We start from the raw sequence: 19,387 nt of genomic DNA on the forward strand, positions 1-19,387 counted from the left end.
TTGGTGATGAAAGTTCGTGCATCGGTGAAAAAGCTGTGCCGTAACTGCAAGATTATTCGCCGCGAAGGTGTTGTTCGAGTAATTTGCAGCGCGGAACCGCGTCACAAACAGCGCCAAGGCTGAGTGTGATTGTGCTTCAAGCCCGGTAGCTAGTGCGCTACCGGGTTGATTATTTGTTATTACAGCGATATTATCTCGCGCCCTATTTCTTGGCTTCCGGGGCGTAGGTAGCTGTCAATTGGAGTCCCACTGAATGGCCCGTATTGCAGGCGTTAACATTCCAGATAACAAGCATACTGTTATCTCGCTGACCTACATCTATGGTGTTGGTCGCACTACTGCGCAGAAGATCTGTGCAGTGACTGGGGTAAACCCAGCCGCAAAGATCAAAGATCTGAGCGACGAGCAGATTGAACAGCTGCGTGGCGAAGTGGCGAAGTTCACCACTGAAGGTGACCTGCGTCGCGAAATCAACATGAAAATCAAGCGTTTGATGGACCTCGGTTGCTATCGCGGTCTGCGTCATCGTCGTGGTCTTCCAGTGCGCGGTCAGCGTACCAAGACTAACGCGCGTACCCGTAAAGGTCCGCGTAAGCCGATCCGCAAGTAATCGCCCCAGCGAATCGACAGGAAATTAATCATGGCTAAACCTGCTGCTCGTCCTCGTAAAAAAGTTAAAAAGACAGTGGTTGATGGCATTGCCCACATCCATGCTTCTTTTAACAACACAATCGTGACCATCACCGACCGTCAAGGCAACGCTCTTTCCTGGGCTACCTCCGGTGGTTCGGGTTTCCGCGGTTCCCGCAAGTCCACCCCGTTTGCTGCTCAAGTAGCTGCTGAACGTGCTGGTCAAGCTGCGCTGGAATACGGTCTGAAAAACCTCGACGTTAACGTCAAAGGTCCAGGCCCAGGTCGTGAATCTGCAGTCCGCGCTTTGAACGGCTGTGGCTACAAGATCGCCAGCATCACCGACGTGACGCCAATCCCGCACAACGGGTGCCGTCCGCCGAAGAAGCGCCGCGTGTAATCCAGGAGATTGTAAAGAATGGCTCGTTACATTGGTCCAAAATGCAAACTCGCTCGTCGCGAAGGCACCGATCTCTTTCTGAAGAGCGGCGTGCGCGCGATCGAATCGAAGTGCAACATTGAAGCAGCACCTGGTATCCACGGCCAACGCCGCGGTCGCCAGTCCGATTACGGCACCCAACTGCGTGAAAAGCAGAAGGTCCGTCGTATCTACGGCGTTCTCGAGCGTCAATTCAGCGGCTACTACAAAGAAGCTGCTGGCAAGAAAGGTGCAACTGGTGAAAACCTGCTGCAACTGCTCGAATGCCGTCTGGACAACGTTGTATACCGTATGGGTTTTGGCTCTACTCGTGCCGAATCCCGTCAGCTGGTATCGCACAAATCCGTCAGCGTTAACGGTCAGACCGTAAACGTGCCGTCGTACCAGGTTCGTGCTGGTGACGTGGTCGCGATTCGCGAGAAAGCAAAGAACCAACTTCGCATTGTCCAAGCTCTCGATCTGTGTGCCCAACGTGGCCGCGTAGAATGGGTAGAAGTAGACACTGAGAAGAAGTCGGGCGTTTTCAAGAACGTTCCAGCTCGCAGTGATCTGTCCGCCGACATCAACGAAAGCCTGATTGTCGAGCTCTACTCCAAGTAAGGGCTAGAAAATAGGTGCATCCATGCAGATTTCGGTAAATGAGTTCCTGACACCCCGCCATATTGATGTGCAGGTTGTCAGTCCAACCCGCGCCAAGATCACTCTCGAGCCTCTCGAGCGTGGTTTCGGCCACACCCTGGGCAACGCGCTGCGCCGCATCCTGTTGTCCTCAATGCCCGGCTGTGCAGTAGTCGAGGCCGAGATTGACGGTGTACTCCATGAGTACAGCGCCATCGAAGGCGTACAGGAAGACGTAATTGAAATCCTGTTGAACCTTAAAGGTCTGGCTATCAAGCTGCACGGTCGTGACGAAGTTACGCTGACCTTGTCGAAGAAGGGTTCGGGGGTGGTTACCGCTGCCGATATTCAGCTGGATCATGATGTCGAGATCGTTAACCCCGATCACGTAATCGCTAACCTGGCGTCTAACGGCGCCCTGAACATGAAGCTCACCGTAGCTCGTGGTCGTGGTTATGAACCGGCAGACTCGCGTCAGAGCGATGAAGACGAAAGCCGCAGCATCGGTCGCTTGCAGCTTGACTCTTCGTTCAGCCCGGTTCGCCGTATCGCATACGTGGTGGAAAACGCCCGTGTCGAGCAGCGTACTAACCTGGACAAGCTGGTTATTGATCTGGAAACCAACGGTACTCTGGATCCTGAAGAGGCTATCCGTCGCGCTGCAACCATTCTGCAACAGCAGTTGGCTGCGTTCGTCGACCTCAAAGGTGACAGTGAGCCAGTGGTTGTCGAGCAGGAAGACGAGATCGATCCGATCCTGCTTCGCCCGGTTGACGATCTGGAACTGACTGTACGTTCGGCTAACTGCCTTAAGGCGGAAAACATCTACTACATCGGTGACCTGATTCAGCGTACCGAAGTAGAGCTGTTGAAGACTCCGAACCTTGGCAAGAAATCCTTGACTGAAATCAAGGACGTTCTGGCCTCCCGCGGTCTGTCCCTCGGCATGCGCCTCGACAACTGGCCGCCTGCAAGTCTTAAGAAGGACGACAAGGCGACTGCCTGATCGTCGTAATCACCGAACGTCGTGTTTGGTAAGGAATGAACCATGCGTCATCGTAAAAGTGGTCGTCACCTGAGCCGCACTAGCTCGCACCGCAAGGCCATGTTTCAAAACATGGCAGTGTCGCTGTTCGAGCACGAGCTGATCAAAACTACACTGCCGAAAGCTAAAGAACTGCGTCGCGTTGCTGAGCCGCTGATCACTTTGGCCAAGACAGACAGCCTGGCTAACCGCCGTCTGGCTTTCGACCGTACTCGTTCGAAAGCTATCGTTGGTAAGCTCTTCAACGACCTGGGCAAGCGTTACGCTACCCGTGAGGGTGGCTACCTGCGCATCCTCAAGTGCGGTTTCCGCACTGGCGACAACGCGCCTATGGCGTACGTCGAGTTGGTTGATCGTGCTACCGGCGGTGAAGCTGTATCCGCTGAGTAAGACGTCAGTCTGAAACGAAAAACCGGGCCTAGTGCCCGGTTTTTTGTGCGCGTATGAAAAGCGTACCCACGTTAGTATTTTTCTATCGACACTTGCAGGTTAATGAATTAGCAGGTGTAACGTTCGTGAACAATACTTCCTCTCAGCCGATTAGTCGGCAGTTCAAGACTGACAGAGGAAGAGATCGCATGAGCCAAAATAAAACACTTACCACCGCCAGTGGCGCTCCTGTCGCCGACAATCAGAATTCCCGCTCCGCCGGCCCTCGCGGCCCCTTGCTCCTCGACGACTTCCACCTGATCGAGAAGCTTGCCCACTTCAACCGTGAAAACATCCCGGAGCGCCGCGTGCACGCCAAAGGCTCGGGTGCTTACGGTACGTTCACCGTCACGCGCGACATCACCGAATACACCAGCGCCAAACTGTTCGAATCCGTCGGCAAGCAAACCCCGACGTTCCTGCGGTTTTCCACCGTGGGTGGTGAGCGCGGTTCGGCCGACACAGAGCGCGATCCACGTGGCTTCGCCCTGAAGTTCTACACCGAGGAAGGTAACTGGGACATCGTCGGCAACAACACGCCGGTGTTCTTCATTCGCGATCCGCTCAAATTTCCGGACTTTATCCATACTCAAAAGCGCTTGCCGCAAAGCAACCTGAAAAGCGCGCAGATGATGTGGGACTTCTGGTCGCACTCGCCTGAGGCGCTGCACCAGGTCACCATCCTGTTTTCGGACCGTGGCATTCCTGACGGCTATCGTCACATGCACGGCTTCGGCAGCCACACCTACAGCCTGATCAACGCCAGCGGCGAGCGTCACTGGGTGAAATGGCACTACAAGACACAGCAAGGGATCAAGAACCTGGCGCCGGTAGAGGCCGCGCGCCTGGCCGGTACGGATCCGGACTACGCACAACGCGACTTGTTCGGTGCAATTGAGCGCGGTGATTTCCCGAAATGGCGCGTATGCATTCAGATCATGACCGAGGCCCAGGCTGCGGCGCATTACGAGAATCCTTTCGACGTGACCAAGACCTGGTCGCAGAAAGAGTTTCCACTGATCGAAGTGGGCGAGCTGGAGCTCAACCGCAATCCGCTGAACTACTTCGCTGAAGTCGAGCAGGCGGCGTTCGGTCCGAGCAACATGGTTCCGGGTGTCGGTCTGTCACCGGACCGCATGCTGCAAGGTCGCGTGTTCGCGTACGCAGATGCGCACCGCTACCGTGTAGGCACCAACCACCAGCAACTGCCGGTGAATGCGCCTCGCAGCCCGGTCAACAGCTACCAGCGTGATGGCTCCATGGCGTTTGGCAACAATGGCGGTGCAGCGCCGAACTACGAGCCAAACAGTTGCGTCGAATCGCCGAAACAAGCGCCTCGCTATGCTGAGCCAGCTCTGGCGCTCAGCGGTGCGGCTGATCGTTACGATCATCGTGAGGACACCGACTACTACAGTCATGCCGGTGCGCTGTTCCGACTCATGAGTGAGGAGCAGAAGGCGCTGTTGGTCAACAACATTGCCGGGGCGATGGCTGGCGTTTCAAGTGATGTGGTTGATCGCCAATTGCAGCATTTCTTCAAGGCCGACCCGGCGTATGGAGAAGCAATCGCAAGGGCACTCAACGTACAGATTAACGAAGTCTAAACGAGAAGCAGAACCGCCCTCATTCGGGCGGTTTTTGCGCTATTTAAACCACTTTTCTCAGAATATCTTCGCTTTTATCGCGCAAACAAAGTGACCAAACAGTCGTCGTGGTTCAAACTACAGACTTTCAAGCAGGGAGATGTAGGGCGATGCAAGGCCACCCAGACGTAATCGATTACCTCAACACGTTGCTGACCGGCGAACTGGCGGCGCGTGATCAATATTTCATCCATTCACGGATGTATGAGGACTGGGGTTTCACCGAGCTCTACGAACGTATCAACCACGAAATGGAAGAAGAGGCGCAGCACGCTGACGCCCTGATGCGCCGTATCCTGATGCTCGAAGGCACGCCGCGCATGCGTCCGGATGACCTGGATGTCGGTACCACCGTGCCGGATATGCTGGCCGCCGACCTGCGTCTGGAATACAAAGTCCGCGCCGCACTCTGCAAGGGCATCGAGCTCTGTGAGCTGCACAAGGACTATGTCAGCCGCGAGATCCTGCGCATTCAGCTGAACGACACTGAAGAAGATCACACCTACTGGCTGGAGAAGCAGTTGGGTCTGATCAAGTTGATCGGTCTGGAGAATTACCTGCAATCGCAGTTCTGATTTTTTTCCGTACAAAAAAGCCCCTGTCACCGACAAAGTGACAGGGGCTTTTTCATGGGCCTGATTCAGGCCTTGTCGCGAGCCAGCAGCGGTTTGAGGTAGAAACCGGTGTGAGACTGCTTCATCTCGGAGACTTCTTCCGGCGTACCGACGGCAATGATCTGCCCGCCTTTTGAACCACCTTCCGGCCCAAGATCCACCAACCAGTCAGCTGTCTTGATGACATCCAGATTGTGCTCGATCACCACCACGGTGTTGCCGTGGTCGCGCAGACGATGCAGCACGTCTAGCAGTTGCTGAATATCCGCGAAGTGCAAACCAGTAGTCGGTTCATCGAGGATATACAGCGTCTTGCCGGTATCGCGCTTCGACAGTTCGCGGGACAGTTTCACCCGCTGCGCTTCACCACCGGACAGCGTGGTCGCCGATTGTCCCAGTTTGATGTACGACAGACCGACATCCATCAACGTCTGAAGCTTGCGCGCCAGAGCAGGAACCGCATCGAAGAACACCCGAGCCTCCTCGATGGTCATTTCGAGTGTCTCGTGAATGCTCTTGCCCTTGTACTTGATCTCCAGCGTTTCGCGGTTGTAGCGCTTGCTCTTGCAGACATCGCAAGGAACATAGATGTCTGGCAGGAAGTGCATTTCAACCTTGATCAAGCCGTCGCCCTGACAAGCCTCGCAGCGTCCGCCCTTCACGTTGAAGGAGAAACGCCCCGGTCCGTAACCGCGCGAACGGGATTCCGGCACGCCGGCGAACAGCTCGCGAATCGGCGTGAACAGCCCGGTGTACGTCGCCGGGTTGGAGCGAGGTGTACGGCCGATCGGGCTCTGGTCGATGTCGACGACCTTGTCCAGATGCTCCAGCCCTTTGATGCTGTCGTGAGCCGCCGCTTCCAGCGTCGTTGCGCCGTTGAGTGCCGTAGCGCTCAAAGGAAACAGTGTGTTGTTGATCAACGTCGACTTACCCGAACCGGATACGCCAGTGACACAGGTCAGCAGACCAATCGGAATGTCCAGGTCGACGTTACGCAGGTTGTTGCCACGAGCTCCTTTAAGAGACAGCGACAACTTCTTGTTACGCGGCGTGCGTTCGGCCGGAACAGCAATCTTCACCCGACCCGACAAGTACTTGCCGGTCAACGAATCAGGGTGAGCCATGACCTCGGCCGGCGTGCCTTCGGCGACGATATGGCCGCCATGCACGCCAGCACCCGGGCCGATATCCACCACATAGTCTGCCAGGCGAATCGCATCTTCATCGTGCTCGACCACGATCACCGTGTTACCGATATCACGCAGGTGCTTGAGCGTGCCGAGCAACCGATCGTTGTCGCGCTGGTGCAGGCCAATCGACGGTTCATCAAGAATGTACAAAACGCCAACCAGACCGGCACCGATCTGACTGGCCAGACGAATCCGCTGAGCTTCGCCACCAGACAACGTGTCCGCACTGCGATCCAGCGACAGATAATCGAGGCCAACGTTGACCAGGAACTGCAGACGCTCGCGGATTTCCTTGAGGATCTTGTCGGCAATTTCGCCGCGACGCCCGGTCAGCTTCAATACGCCGAAATACTCGCACGCATCGCCAATCGGCAGATTGGTGACGGCCGGTAGCGTCTTCTCGCCCACCCAGACATGCCGCGCCTCGCGACGAAGACGCGTGCCACGGCAATCCGGGCAAGGCTGGGTGCTGAGGAACTTGGCCAGCTCTTCGCGCACGGAGGCCGATTCGGTTTCGCGGTAGCGACGTTCCAGATTCGGCACGATGCCTTCGAACGGGTGCGAGCGTTTGACGATGTCGCCACGGTCGTTCAGGTATTTGAAGTCGACGTTCTGCGAGCCGCTGCCGTGCAGGATGAATTTCTGCTGATCGGCGGGCAGTTCGTTGAACGGTACTTCGAGGCTGAACTTGTAGTGCGACGCCAGCGACCCGAGCATCTGGAAATAATAGACGTTGCGCCTATCCCAGCCGCGAATCGCGCCCTCGGCCAGGGTCAGTTCACCATTCACCAGTCGCTTGATGTCGAAGAACTGCTTCACCCCCAGGCCATCGCACGTCGGGCAGGCGCCGGCCGGGTTGTTGAAGGAGAACAGCTTGGGTTCCAGCTCGCTGATGGCATGGCCGCAGATCGGGCAGGCGAAACGCGCGGAGAAGATAATCTCTTCGCCGGGTTCGTCATCCATCGGTGCTACCAGGGCAATGCCGTCGGCCAGTTTCAGCGCGGTCTCGAACGACTCGGCCAGACGCTGCTGCAGATCGGCGCGGACCTTGAAGCGGTCGACGATTACATCAATCGAATGCTTCTTTTGCTTGTCCAGCTTCGGCAGTTCATCCAGTTCGCAGATCCTGCCGTTGACCCGGGCCCGTACAAAGCCCTGGGCGCGCAGCTCTTCGAAGACCGAAAGGTGTTCACCTTTACGCTCGCGGATCACCGGGGCCAGCAGCATAAGCTTGCTGCCCTCCGGTTGCGCGAGGACCAGATCGACCATCTGGCTGACAGTTTGCGCTTCCAGCGGAATGTCGTGATCCGGGCAGCGCGGAATACCCACGCGAGCGTAAAGCAGGCGCAGGTAGTCGTAGATTTCGGTGATGGTGCCGACGGTCGAGCGCGGGTTGTGCGAGGTCGACTTCTGTTCGATGGAAATGGCTGGCGACAGACCTTCAATGGTGTCGACGTCAGGTTTTTCCATCATCGACAAGAACTGCCGGGCATAGGCCGACAGCGATTCGACGTAACGGCGCTGGCCTTCGGCGTACAGCGTGTCAAATGCCAGGGACGATTTGCCGGATCCGGACAGGCCGGTGATGACGATCAGTTTGTCCCGTGGCAGGGTCAGGTCGATGTTCTTCAGGTTGTGGGTTCGGGCCCCACGAATCAGGATCTTGTCCAAAGTGGCCTCGCTCGGCGGGCGTCGAAAACGTAGGAGTATACGGCCAAATACTGGATGGATGCACACTATCAAACGAGTGGGTGACTCTCCTACATGAAGAGTCTGTCAGCGGAGCGCGTCAAAGCGTCGCGATATACCCTGTCAAACGATGGGACTGGTAGAATCGCCGCCGGTTCACATGAGGTTTTTCCATGCACGATCCCCACAGCGAACGCATGAGTGGCAGTGAGACCCGCGCAGCAAGCGGTCTGGCCCTGGTGTTCGCCTTCCGTATGCTTGGCATGTTCATGGTGTTGCCGGTATTGGCGACCTATGGGATGGATCTGGCAGGAGCGACCCCGGCCCTTATCGGGCTGGCGATTGGTGCTTACGGCCTGACCCAGGCGATTTTTCAGATTCCTTTCGGTTTCGTTTCCGACCGCGTCGGGCGCCGTCCGGTGATTTACCTGGGCCTGATCGTATTCGCCCTCGGCAGCGTGCTGGCGGCCAATGCCGATTCGATCTGGGGCGTGATCGCCGGACGAATCCTGCAAGGTGCCGGGGCCATTTCTGCAGCGGTCATGGCATTGCTGTCAGACCTGACCCGCGAACAGCATCGGACGAAAGCCATGGCCATGATCGGCATGACGATTGGTCTGTCGTTCGCTGTCGCCATGGTTGTAGGACCGTTGCTGACCCGCGCTTTCGGTCTGTCCGGATTGTTTCTCGCCACGGGTGGCATGGCGCTGTTTGGCATCGTGATTGTGATGTTCATGGTGCCGCGCTCCACCGGGCCGTTGCAGCATCGCGAGTCCGGCGTCGCGCGTCAGGCGCTGATGCCGACGCTCAAGCATCCGGACCTGCTGCGCCTGGACCTGGGCATTTTTGTGTTGCACGCGATGTTGATGTCGAGCTTCGTCGCATTGCCGCTGGCCCTGGTCGAAAAAGCCGGGCTGCCCAAAGAGCAGCACTGGTGGGTCTACCTTACCGCGCTGCTGATTTCTTTCTTCGCCATGATCCCGTTCATTATCTACGGCGAGAAGAAACGCAAAATGAAACGAGTTTTATTGGGCGCGGTGCTGACGCTGATGCTCACTGAGCTATTCTTCTGGCAGTTCGGCGATAGCTTGCGGGCTCTGGTGATCGGGACGGTGGTGTTCTTTACCGCGTTCAATTTGCTGGAAGCTTCATTGCCATCGTTGATTAGCAAGGTTTCACCGGCCGGCGGCAAGGGCACGGCGATGGGGGTTTATTCCACCAGTCAGTTCCTCGGTTCGGCGCTGGGCGGGATCCTCGGCGGCTGGATGTTCCAGCATGGCGGTTTGTCGGCTGTATTCCTCGGATGCGCCGGCCTGGCTGCCCTCTGGCTGGCCTTTGCTGTTACCATGCGCGAACCACCTTACGTGACGAGCCTGCGCTTGCCGTTGTCGCCCGAGGCGATCCGCGAAGCGGGTCTGGTCGAGCGCCTGAAGGCCGTCGTAGGGGTAACAGATGCAGTAATCGTCGAAGACGAAGCGGCGATTTACATAAAATTGGACACCGAACTATTGGATCGCACCACCCTTGAGCGCCTGGTGAACAACCCGGCCGGGGCAGCGTGCGTAGCCTAGGAGAACGTTATGGCCCGTGGGGTTAACAAAGTCATATTGGTCGGCACTTGCGGCCAGGATCCCGAAGTTCGCTACTTGCCTAACGGTAACGCCGTGACCAACCTGAGTCTGGCGACCAGCGAACAGTGGACCGACAAGCAAACCGGTCAGAAAGTCGAAAAGACTGAATGGCACCGTGTGTCGATGTTCGGCAAAGTTGCAGAAATCGCCGGCGAATACCTGCGTAAAGGTTCGCAGGTCTACATCGAAGGCAAGCTGCAGACCCGCGAGTGGGAAAAAGACGGTATCAAGCGTTACACCACTGAAATCGTGGTCGACATGCAAGGCACCATGCAATTGCTGGGCGGCCGTCCACAGCAGGGCGACCAACAAGGCGGGGGCAATAACTACCAGCAGTCCGCCCCGGCTCCGCGCCAACAGGCTCCGCGTCCGCAGCAGTCGGCACCGCAACAGTCGCGTCCGGCTCCACAGCAGGCGGCTCCGCAACCGGCTCCGAATTTCGACGACAGCTTTGATGACGATATCCCGTTTTAGAGTCCACCTTAGACTTTTTTGTAAGGTCTAGCCTCGAAACCCCCGATCGGTCCTCTGGACTGGTCGGGGGGTTTCTTTTGCGCCCCTTGTAGGAGCGGCCGGGCGGCGTTCCGTTTGCTGGCGATGAACGATTACGCGGTTTACTTGATTAACCGCGCTGCCTGGATCGTCGGAACGCCGCCCGCAGCAAGCCGGCTCCTACAGGATTGCGGTCACGTTGGCCCGCGCCGTGTGCAGTTTTTTGTAGCTGTCGATCAGGCGCTGGTGTCTATCGAGCCCTTCCAGTTTCATGCTGGTCGGCGTCAAGCCATGGAAGCGCACGCTGCCGTCCACCGATCCGATCGCTGCATCCGTCCGCTCGCTGCCAAACATCCGGCGGAAATTGGCCTCGTAGTCTTCCAGTTCCAGGTCTTCGTCCAGCTTCATCTCCAGCACTACATTGACGGCCTGGTAGAACAAACCACGCTCAACCGTGTTGTCGTTGTACTGCAAGAACATTTCCACCGCCTCTTTCGCCTCTTCAAATTGTTGCAAGGCGAGATAAATCAGCAGCTTCAACTCCAGGATCGTCAGCTGACCCCAGGCGGTATTGTCGTCGAACTCGATGCCGATCAAGGTGGTGATGTCGGTGTAGTCGTCCAGCTCACTTTCCACCAGACGTTCAACCAACGATCGCAGTTCCTCTTCGTCCAGGCGATGCAGGTTCAGGATGTCGGCGCGGAAGAACAGCGCTTTGTTGGTGTTATCCCAGATCAGATCGTCTACCGGATAGATTTCCGAATAGTCCGGCACCAAGATGCGGCAGGCCGTCGCGCCGATATGCTCGTAGACCGCCATGTACACTTCCTTGCCCATGCCTTCGAGAATGCCGAACAAGGTCGCGGCTTCCTCGGTATTCGAGTTTTCACCCTGGCCGGAGAAGTCCCACTCCACGAATTCGTAATCCGATTTGGCACTGAAAAAGCGCCACGACACCACGCCGCTGGAATCGATAAAGTGCTCGACGAAGTTATTCGGCTCGGTCACCGCATGACCTTCAAAAGTCGGCTGTGGCAAGTCGTTGAGGCCTTCGAAGCTGCGGCCCTGCAGCAATTCGGTCAGGCTGCGTTCCAGCGCCACTTCCAGGCTCGGGTGCGCGCCGAACGAGGCGAACACACCGCCGGTACGCGGGTTCATCAACGTGACGCACATCACCGGGAACTCACCCCCAAGGGACGCATCCTTCACCAACACCGGGAACCCCTGTTCCTCCAGCGCCTGAATGCCGGCGAGGATCCCAGGGTACTTCGCCAGCACGTTGGCCGGCACATCCGGCAGTGCAAATTCACCTTCAATGATTTCGCGTTTTACCGCGCGCTCGAAGATCTCCGACAGGCACTGCACCTGGGCTTCGGCCAGCGTGTTACCGGCACTCATGCCGTTGCTCAGGAACAGGTTTTCAATCAGGTTGGACGGGAAATACACCACCTCGCCGTCCGACTGGCGCACGTACGGCAGCGAGCAGATGCCGCGCTCTTCATTGCCCGAGTTGGTATCGATCAGATGGGAGCCACGCAGTTCGCCGTCGCGGTTGTAAATCCTCAGGCAGTACTCGTCGAGAATTTCAGTCGGCAGTTCATCTTTACGGCCAGGCTTGAACCAGCGTTCGTCCGGGTAATGCACAAACGCCGCGTTGGCGATGTCTTCGCCCCAGAACTGGTCGTTGTAGAAGAAGTTGCAGTTGAGTCGCTCGATAAACTCGCCCAACGCCGACGCCAACGCGCCTTCCTTGGTCGCACCCTTGCCGTTGGTGAAGCACATCGGCGAGTGCGCATCGCGGATATGCAGCGACCATACATTGGGCACGATATTGCGCCACGAGGCGATTTCAATCTTCATGCCCAGGTCCGCCAGAATCCCCGACATATTGGCGATGGTTTGCTCCAGCGGCAGATCCTTGCCCGCAATGTAAGTGCCCACCTCTGAACTGGACGCAGGCATCAACAACGCCTGGGCATCGGCGTCGAGGTTTTCCACTTCTTCGATCACAAACTCAGGCCCGGCTTGCACCACTTTTTTCACGGTGCAACGGTCGATGGAACGCAGGATGCCCTGGCGGTCCTTGTCGGAGATGTCCGCCGGCAATTCGACCTGGATCTTGAAAATCTGGTTGTAACGGTTTTCCGGGTCAACAATGTTGTTCTGCGACAGGCGGATGTTTTCCGTGGGGATATTGCGCGTGCTGCAGTACAACTTCACAAAGTACGCCGCACACAACGCCGACGAAGCCAGGAAGTAGTCGAACGGACCCGGTGCCGAGCCATCGCCCTTGTAGCGGATTGGTTGATCGGCCACCACCGTGAAGTCATCGAACTTGGCTTCAAGCCGAAGGTTGTCGAGAAAGTTGACCTTGATTTCCATGGGGGATTACCAGAATAACGGGCTAGACGATTTGGCCGCCATTATCCGGCTTTTCAGCGGTAAGTCTTGTGGTTGTCGGGTCCTTGATCAGGTTTACAGCTGTTTCACCCTGACGCCCGATGCACGGCACCGGGCGTTTTAATGAACGATGAATTGTTCAGTCGAGTATCAGGTGCGGCAAGAACCGGCTCGAATCCTTGGTGATCAAGCTGTTGTCCTCGCGCACACCAATACCCGCCGACTGATCGCCAATCACCCAGGAACCGATCAATGTGTAGCTGTCGCCAAACCGTGGCAACGGCGCAAACTCCTGAAGGATAAACGGCGCGTCGGTGTAGGGACCGTCCTCTTTCACGATCAGACCGTCCGCTGTTTGCAGCTCGATGTTGGCGCCTTCCCGCGAGAAAAATGGCTTGCGTACCCAGCCCTTGGGCACCGCTCTGTTCGGGTCGTTATCCAGGTGGGCGGCGAGCAGGTTCGGGTGACCTTTGTTGAACTCCCACAGCAGCGGCAGGATGCCTTTGTTGGAGATGATGGATTTCCAGGCCGGTTCGAAAAACTGCGTATCACTCTGGGCAATCGCTGCACCAAAGGGCTCGTGGAAGATGAACTCCCAGGCATGCAGCTTGAACAGGTGGGGAATCCAGCGATCTTCAAGATCGACGAAGCGTCCGTCACTGGTGAGGCCGATGTCTTCGATGTCGATGTGGCGGGATTCGATGCCGACCTTTTCCGCAACCAGCCGCAGGTAGTCGGTGGTGCCTTTGTCTTCGACCGAGTCTTTCATCGAGGCGAAATAGAACGGCTGCTTTAGCTGCAATTGAGCAAAGGCCTGATGCAGTTTGGTGTCGATGCTATTGAACTGGTCGGCGTGCCTGGGCAGCAAGCCACGTTCGATGCATTGCTCCAGCCAGCCCCACTGAAACGCCGCCGCTTCATACAGGCTGGTCGGCGTGTCGTAGTTGAGCTCCAGCAGTTTGGCGGGTCCGCTGCCGTTGTAGGAGAAGTCCATGCGCCCATAAAGATGCGGATGGCCTTCGAGCCATGAAGTACGAACCATGTCATGGAACGGTGCAGGAATGCTCAGGCGCGCCAGCAATTCCTCGCTCTGCACCACGCGGGCCACCAGGTCCATGCACATTTCATGAATCTCGGTGGTCGGGTCTTCGAGATCGTTCTCGATCTGCTTGAGCGTGAATTGGTAATACGCGCTCTCGTCCCAATAAGGTTCGTCGTCGATGGTGTGGAACAGAAAGCCGAGGCTCTCGGCGGTCTGTTTCCAGTCGTGACGCTCTGCGCAGAGGATTTTCTTCATGGCTCTGTTTCCTTAACTGCTCGACCCGCCGCCGCCCCAGCCACTGCGCGCGCTGGCCTTGCTGCCGAAACCGCCGCGGGAGGTGGACGAGGCAACCGATACCGGCTTGCTGCTGGAGCGAATGGAGTCGGCGTAATTGCTGCTGCCGTACCGGACCTGATTGGACTTGTTAAAGGTCGAGCCCTTGGCAATGCGCTGGCTGAGCGTCGAAGACGAGTAACCCCCACGGTCATCGCGGTAGCGATACACCGGCTGCGAGTAATAGCTGCTGCGGTTGTTGCTCAGCATGTTGCCGATCAGCAGCCCGGTCAGCAGGCTGGTGCCGGAGAATCCAGAACCGCCACTGTTTGCCTCAGAGGCAGGCAATTGAGCCTTGGCCGCGTCCACTTGGGATTGCGTCACCTCGCCATCGGCGTTCAGTTCGAAGCCACCCAGTTTCGGGATGAACTTGCCGGCGGAATCCTGCTGGCACCAGTCAGCGACGAAATCGGCGTCGCAATCGGCCTGGTTGTCGTAGACCGGCGCAATGCGGCGATGCTCGGTCATGGCGCTCATGTAGGCGTCAGAGCAGATGTCCACCGGGAGTTTTTCATCGGCACATTGCTGAACGGACTGGAAGTTGTATTTCTTCTGTATCGGGTAGGTTTTTTCCGTCGGCCCGCAGCCTGATATCGCCATCGCGACCGATGCTGCCAGCGACAGCTGAACGTACTTGCTTCGTTTCATCGGGAGCTCCGTGCGCGATCAGTTCGGGGAAGGGGTCATGCAGGCAGCGTTCAACATGCCGACGCTGATGGCCACGGCCGCGACATAGACACCGGCCGCCATTTCGCCTCTCTTGATGCGTTCCGAGGTGCCTTTGAGCACTAGGCTGGTCATCAGAAATGCCAGCAGTTGCACGAACGCGGCGATAACGGCCCAGACGACAAAGTCGAGCAGGCTGATCGAGTAGGCAATCACATTGCTCGCCGGAATCGCGAAACCGATCAGGGCACCACCGAGGGCGATGGCGGCCGCCACGTTGCCCGAACGGATCAGTTCGAATTCCTTGTGCGGGGTGATCCGGGTGTAAATGAACTGGAACAGCGCGAACAGCACGGCGGCGCCGAGGATGTACGCAACAAAGCCGAGCACGGCGGCTTTGTTCAGGGAGATGGAAAGCGCTTCTAGCATGGACTTCTTCCTTATTTAAAAAGTATTCAGGTCGGTGGTGTACAGCGAAATGCCCAGCGACGTGCTCAGGCTGATGGTGCCTTCGGCATCTTCTTCGACGGAAAACAGCAGGAACTCCCGGCGATCGGTCAGGCCGGTGTCGCGGGCATACAGCATTGAGCGGTGTTCAATGCTGTAGGACTCGTCCGTGTTTTTCAGCTGTTCGCTCAACGCCACCAGTTCAGTCTGGCCATCCTCGGTACCCCATTCGCGGATGTACTCGACGCCGTTGTGTGTGTAAGTCGGCAGCCCGATCAGGCTTTGCGGGCCGGCCAGCCGACGTAGCTCTGCTTCGCTGCTGATAGTGACGTAGCTGAGGTAGTTGAACAGGATCACGGACTCGATCTGGCCGGCGATGTCGCCGGTGGTGTGCACTTGCAGCCAGTAGTCTTCGTCATTCATGTAGTAGCGCGACAGCCAGGTCGACTGTCCGAGGTCAATGGTGCCGTTGCTCCAGATCTGTTGGGAGCCCGGGATGGCCACGGCGGTTTTTTCGTCGAGCAGCAATTTAAGCGTAGTGTCGAACATCACGCCTTTGCCCAGCGCCAGGCCCAGCGGGCCGGTGGCCGGCTGAGTTTCGCTGGCGGTCCAATTCAATTGTGTATTCGCGTTCGGGGCCTCAAGCCCCATCAGCTGTTTAAACCATCCCATTGGAGATTTCCTTCAGGCGGGTGGAGGCGATATAGAAGAGTTCGCCGCCGTCAACGCGCGTCGCGCTGGGCGGGTTGATCGACGGTTGCCGGGCACCCTTGGCGCGGTAGCCGATGAGCGTGGCGTTGTGGTGTTCTTTCATCTGCGTGTACAGATCGCCGAACGTAGCGTTGAACGTCTCGGGCAGTTTCATCAGGTATTGGGTGGCGCCTTGGCCCACGCACAGCAATTCGTTGATGACCACGGAAGAGCCCGGATCCTGAGACGCGCGCACCAGCATCTCGATGGCCATGCTTGATGTGCATTCCAGGTCGGGTGCGTAGGCGCTGGCGAGTGCGGCAGTTTCACTGTCATTGAAGTGCGCGACCACATGCCCGACGGGCTTCAGTTGATTGACCGCCAGCACTGTGGCCAGGGTCAGGTCGTCTGAATGGGTTCGCACCAGGACGCGCTCGGCACCCGGAACGCCAGCGCGCAGCAACAGCGCCACCGAGGACAGGCTTTCACCCTTGATGAAGGCGGCCTGGCCCGGCATGGGGTTTTCTTCAAGGGTGCAATCGCAAATGACGATCAGGTTGTCGTTGGAGGTTTCATCCTGAAGCAACAATTCAACGACCCGTTCGCTGGCTGCACCTTCCCAGCCGATGAGCACCGTATGCCCGATCTTGCCGGTGTAATCACCTTTGCCCTTCATGCCTTTTCTCCATACATCGATAACGCTGCTGGTGGTTTTGCCGATGGCTGCCGTCAGCAGCGCAATGCCCCCCAGCATGACCCAGGTGGCCACGAAAATGCGTCCCGCCGATGTCTGTGGTGCGAGATCGCCATAGCCGACGGTGAGCGTGGTGGTGAGATAGAAGTAGGTAAACGTGGCGGGGGAGGTGAGGTGCTGTTCGCCCAGCAACACCAGGCCAAGATACGCCGTAGTCAGGTGTACGCCCAAGGCAATGACCAGTCCTGCCCAACCGAATCGGTGGAAGAGTGACGAGGCATACATGCGCAGTAAAAGGAAAATCGACATTTCGTCCCTGACTCCGTGGGTACTCATTCCTGGCGACGTCATCGCCTCGGCGTCTGAATGCTCAAGTGCGGTTAACCGGCGGCATTAAACCTGCTGCGCGGCGCAGAGAAAAGTACCTTGGCTGCAATAAACCCGGCGAGCGCCCCAAAGAGATGTCCTTCGAAGGAAACACCCTGACGGGGAAGAAAGCCAAAGATCAGGCCGCCATAGAGCAGCGCCACGACGCTGGCCGTGATCAGGTTGCCCCAGCTCCGGTGAAACCAGGCGCGGGACAGGAGATACGCCCACAATCCGAATACCCAGCCGCTGGCGCCAATGTGCACGCCTGCAAAACCGAATAGCCAGACCAGCACGCCGCCCAGCAGAATGATGATTGCGCTGACGGTCAGGAACCGGTTGAGCCCGTCGACAATGACCAGGGTGCCCAGAATCAGAAAGGGAATCAGATTGGCGCTGAGGTGCGCAAAGGATGCATGTAAAAAGGGCGAGGTGATGATGCCGATCAGTCCGTGGACTGTTCTCGGCACCAGGCCGAATGCCACAAGGCTGTAGCCGGTCGCGACATTGAGCAGTTGCAGCGCAACCATGAAAGTGGCCAGGCCCGCGATTGTCTTGAAACCCTTCAGGGCATCCATCCTTGACCTCGAATCAACAAAAAAAACAGCCCCTTGTAGGAGCGAGCTTGCTCGCGATGGACTCAAGAGCGGCGCGTCTATTCAGAAAACACGCGTTATCGTTAACGTCCATCGCGAGCAAGCTCGCTCCTACAGGTTATGCATCCGGCCCCTGTTACTCAGCCGATTTTTGCTTCAGGCGTTCCAGAATCGCGTTGGCGCTGCCGGTATCCGGCGTGATGCCGGCTTCGCGAAGCTTGCGCTCCAGGTCGGTGCCGGTCGACGCATCGGCCAGTTGGTCCTGCGCTTCCAGTTCAGCGGCGCGTTGCTGCTGCTTGGCTTGCAAGCGGTTCAGCGTGCCGACTGCCGTTTCGAGCTTGCCGTTGGCACCGCCACTGGCGATGGACGCGCTGACCTGGGCTTTCTGCACGCTTTCGCGCGCCTTGGCCATGTCCACTTGCTGGCGCAGGCTTTTGATGCGGCTTTCAGCCTTGGTGATGTCTTTGCGCATGTTGTCCGCATAACCGCCGAATTCGGTGGCCTGCTTTTGCTCGACATCCAGTTCGTTGGTCAGGGTCGAAATGGCTTCGGCCACTTCCAGTGCCAGGTCTTCGCGGTTGGCCTGGATCGCGGCCAGAGCCTTGGATTCCAGGTCCTTGATCTTGGCGTTGTACTCGCTGACGCGATCGGCCGACAGTTTGTGCTTGGCCATGATGGTGACGAGCTCACGCTTGGCGTTGGCCAGTGCGCTGTCAGCATCGCGAATTTCCTGGTCGAGGATGCGCAGGGCCTGCTGGTCGGCGATCGATTCGCCGACTTCATTGGCACCGCCACGCAGCGCGGTGAACAATTTGCTCCAGATGGACTGAGTCATTGGATATTCCCTATTCCCGAATAATTAATTGAAGAAACGTTCGAAGGCTTCGCTGGCGCGCTGGACGTTGTCGACGAGGGTTTTGACCTCGGTCACGACGTTGGTCAGGCTCGAGTCGGAGCTCAACGCGCCGAACATGTTGTAAACGACCTGCCCGTTGGGCATGGATTCGATACCGATGGACGACAGCGGAAACATTTCCCGGCTGCGCAACACGGCATCATTGAAGGCCGGCACGTCTGTGATCGACTCCTCGTCGACCAGTACGGTATCGACGATGATCTGATCGCCCACCACTGCGATGTAAATCGGCAAGCCACCGAAGTCGTTCATTTCCAGCTTGATGCTGGACTCGGAGCCTTGAACCAGGGAGAGGGTGATGTCGTTCGAGACCACTTCGTCCAGGGCTTGAAGGGCGCTGTAGAGGCGATCGATGTTCCAGTTGTTACCTGCGCTCATGTAATTCTCCGACATGAATGAGCCAGCCCGAATCGGTTGGCGTAGCTGTTTCTCCATCTGCTTGAGCAGGCTTCGGTTTTCGGGAAGCACCCAAGTCTCGTGTTTTACATAACCGGCGGCACCCAGGCCCGCGCGCATCTGCTTCATGTAGAAGCTCGACGGTTTTTTCGCGGACGGCTTCGAGCGCTCTCCCTTGCGGCTCGCGGAATCGGTCACAGACCCGTAAGCCGGATCTGGTGGAGAGCTGCTGTTCATGATGCTGACCTCGTTGTGAAAAACTCACGCGTGAGAAACACTACAGGCAAATTCTGGATCCCTCAATAGCTCACGCGTGAGATTTTTCGGGCTATTGAACCTGTGGGTTCACAACTGATGTGTACGCCACGCACCACTGTGGGAACGGGCTTGCTCGCGAAGGCGGCGGGTCAGTCAACGTTGA

Annotated in this window: 20 protein-coding genes; 10 read left to right on the forward strand and 10 right to left on the reverse strand. The window is 57.5% G+C overall.

The window, feature by feature from the left end; genetic code table 11:
• The first annotated feature begins 6 nt into the window (after nt 1–6).
• From rpmJ to bfr, 8 genes are all read left to right on the forward strand, one after another.
• Nucleotides 7–123 (forward strand): 50S ribosomal protein L36, encoded by a 117-nt coding sequence (gene rpmJ / locus ACYZTL_RS18670; protein ID WP_002555468.1) that lies wholly within the window; start codon nt 7–9, stop codon nt 121–123.
• A 130-nt stretch (nt 124–253) separates the two neighbouring features.
• On the forward strand, nt 254–610 hold the full coding sequence (gene rpsM, locus ACYZTL_RS18675) for a 30S ribosomal protein S13 (protein WP_003186020.1): 357 nt from the start codon (nt 254–256) through the stop codon (nt 608–610).
• A 30-nt stretch (nt 611–640) separates the two neighbouring features.
• A complete protein-coding gene (gene rpsK, locus ACYZTL_RS18680; RefSeq protein ID WP_002555466.1) occupies nt 641–1,030 on the forward strand; it encodes a 30S ribosomal protein S11 in 390 nt (129 codons plus the stop codon).
• Between the two features lie 18 nt (nt 1,031–1,048).
• Complete coding sequence (gene rpsD / locus ACYZTL_RS18685; RefSeq protein ID WP_003210056.1) at nt 1,049–1,669, forward strand: 30S ribosomal protein S4; 621 nt, start codon at nt 1,049–1,051, stop codon at nt 1,667–1,669.
• A gap of 22 nt (nt 1,670–1,691) precedes the next feature.
• Entirely contained in the window at nt 1,692–2,693 is a 1,002-nt protein-coding gene (locus ACYZTL_RS18690) for a DNA-directed RNA polymerase subunit alpha (protein WP_003186012.1), read from the forward strand.
• Nucleotides 2,694–2,735: 42 nt separating this feature from the next.
• Complete coding sequence (gene rplQ, locus ACYZTL_RS18695) at nt 2,736–3,122, forward strand: 50S ribosomal protein L17 (RefSeq protein ID WP_007943777.1); 387 nt, start codon at nt 2,736–2,738, stop codon at nt 3,120–3,122.
• Between the two features lie 188 nt (nt 3,123–3,310).
• Nucleotides 3,311–4,765: a catalase gene (locus tag ACYZTL_RS18700; protein ID WP_461952996.1), complete on the forward strand. Its 1,455-nt coding sequence runs from the start codon at nt 3,311–3,313 to the stop codon at nt 4,763–4,765.
• 149 nt (nt 4,766–4,914) lie between these two features.
• The gene (gene bfr, locus ACYZTL_RS18705; protein ID WP_007933692.1) at nt 4,915–5,379 is read left to right on the forward strand and encodes a bacterioferritin; all 465 of its coding nucleotides are present in this window, start codon (nt 4,915–4,917) and stop codon (nt 5,377–5,379) included.
• A 65-nt stretch (nt 5,380–5,444) separates the two neighbouring features.
• On the opposite strand, the gene uvrA is transcribed toward bfr, so the two are convergent.
• Nucleotides 5,445–8,279: an excinuclease ABC subunit UvrA gene (gene uvrA / locus ACYZTL_RS18710; RefSeq protein WP_461952997.1), complete on the reverse strand. Its 2,835-nt coding sequence runs from the start codon at nt 8,277–8,279 to the stop codon at nt 5,445–5,447.
• 191 nt (nt 8,280–8,470) lie between these two features.
• Here uvrA and ACYZTL_RS18715 point away from each other — a divergent pair, with 191 nt between their 5' ends.
• On the forward strand, nt 8,471–9,868 hold the full coding sequence (locus tag ACYZTL_RS18715; RefSeq protein ID WP_461952998.1) for an MFS transporter: 1,398 nt from the start codon (nt 8,471–8,473) through the stop codon (nt 9,866–9,868).
• A 9-nt stretch (nt 9,869–9,877) separates the two neighbouring features.
• On the forward strand, nt 9,878–10,402 hold the full coding sequence (locus ACYZTL_RS18720; RefSeq protein WP_461952999.1) for a single-stranded DNA-binding protein: 525 nt from the start codon (nt 9,878–9,880) through the stop codon (nt 10,400–10,402).
• A gap of 198 nt (nt 10,403–10,600) precedes the next feature.
• Here ACYZTL_RS18720 and ACYZTL_RS18725 read toward each other — a convergent pair whose 3' ends face one another.
• The 9 genes from ACYZTL_RS18725 to ACYZTL_RS18765 all read right to left on the reverse strand — a co-directional run bounded on the left by ACYZTL_RS18725 (nt 10,601) and on the right by ACYZTL_RS18765 (nt 19,095).
• Nucleotides 10,601–12,802 (reverse strand): OsmC domain/YcaO domain-containing protein, encoded by a 2,202-nt coding sequence (locus ACYZTL_RS18725; protein ID WP_461953000.1) that lies wholly within the window; start codon nt 12,800–12,802, stop codon nt 10,601–10,603.
• Between the two features lie 157 nt (nt 12,803–12,959).
• Nucleotides 12,960–14,117, reverse strand: coding sequence for a glutathionylspermidine synthase family protein (locus ACYZTL_RS18730; RefSeq protein ID WP_461953001.1), 1,158 nt, complete (start codon nt 14,115–14,117; stop codon nt 12,960–12,962).
• Between the two features lie 12 nt (nt 14,118–14,129).
• On the reverse strand, nt 14,130–14,843 hold the full coding sequence (locus ACYZTL_RS18735; protein WP_461953002.1) for a DUF1190 domain-containing protein: 714 nt from the start codon (nt 14,841–14,843) through the stop codon (nt 14,130–14,132).
• Nucleotides 14,844–14,861: 18 nt separating this feature from the next.
• Nucleotides 14,862–15,290: a DUF350 domain-containing protein gene (locus ACYZTL_RS18740; RefSeq protein ID WP_461953003.1), complete on the reverse strand. Its 429-nt coding sequence runs from the start codon at nt 15,288–15,290 to the stop codon at nt 14,862–14,864.
• A gap of 15 nt (nt 15,291–15,305) precedes the next feature.
• Nucleotides 15,306–15,980: a DUF2491 family protein gene (locus tag ACYZTL_RS18745; RefSeq protein WP_461953004.1), complete on the reverse strand. Its 675-nt coding sequence runs from the start codon at nt 15,978–15,980 to the stop codon at nt 15,306–15,308.
• The gene (locus ACYZTL_RS18750; RefSeq protein ID WP_461953005.1) at nt 15,967–17,001 is read right to left on the reverse strand and encodes an ion channel; all 1,035 of its coding nucleotides are present in this window, start codon (nt 16,999–17,001) and stop codon (nt 15,967–15,969) included. Before ACYZTL_RS18750 ends, ACYZTL_RS18745 begins: the two co-directional genes overlap by 14 nt.
• Nucleotides 17,002–17,072: 71 nt before the next feature.
• Entirely contained in the window at nt 17,073–17,636 is a 564-nt protein-coding gene (locus ACYZTL_RS18755; protein WP_461953006.1) for a rhomboid family intramembrane serine protease, read from the reverse strand.
• Between the two features lie 154 nt (nt 17,637–17,790).
• Complete coding sequence (locus ACYZTL_RS18760) at nt 17,791–18,489, reverse strand: PspA/IM30 family protein (RefSeq protein WP_461953007.1); 699 nt, start codon at nt 18,487–18,489, stop codon at nt 17,791–17,793.
• 24 nt (nt 18,490–18,513) lie between these two features.
• Nucleotides 18,514–19,095, reverse strand: a complete 582-nt coding sequence (locus ACYZTL_RS18765) for a YjfI family protein (protein ID WP_461954331.1) — start codon at nt 19,093–19,095, stop codon at nt 18,514–18,516.
• Nucleotides 19,096–19,387: the final 292 nt, after the last annotated feature.

Source organism: Pseudomonas sp. LB3P81 (assembly GCF_054897965.1).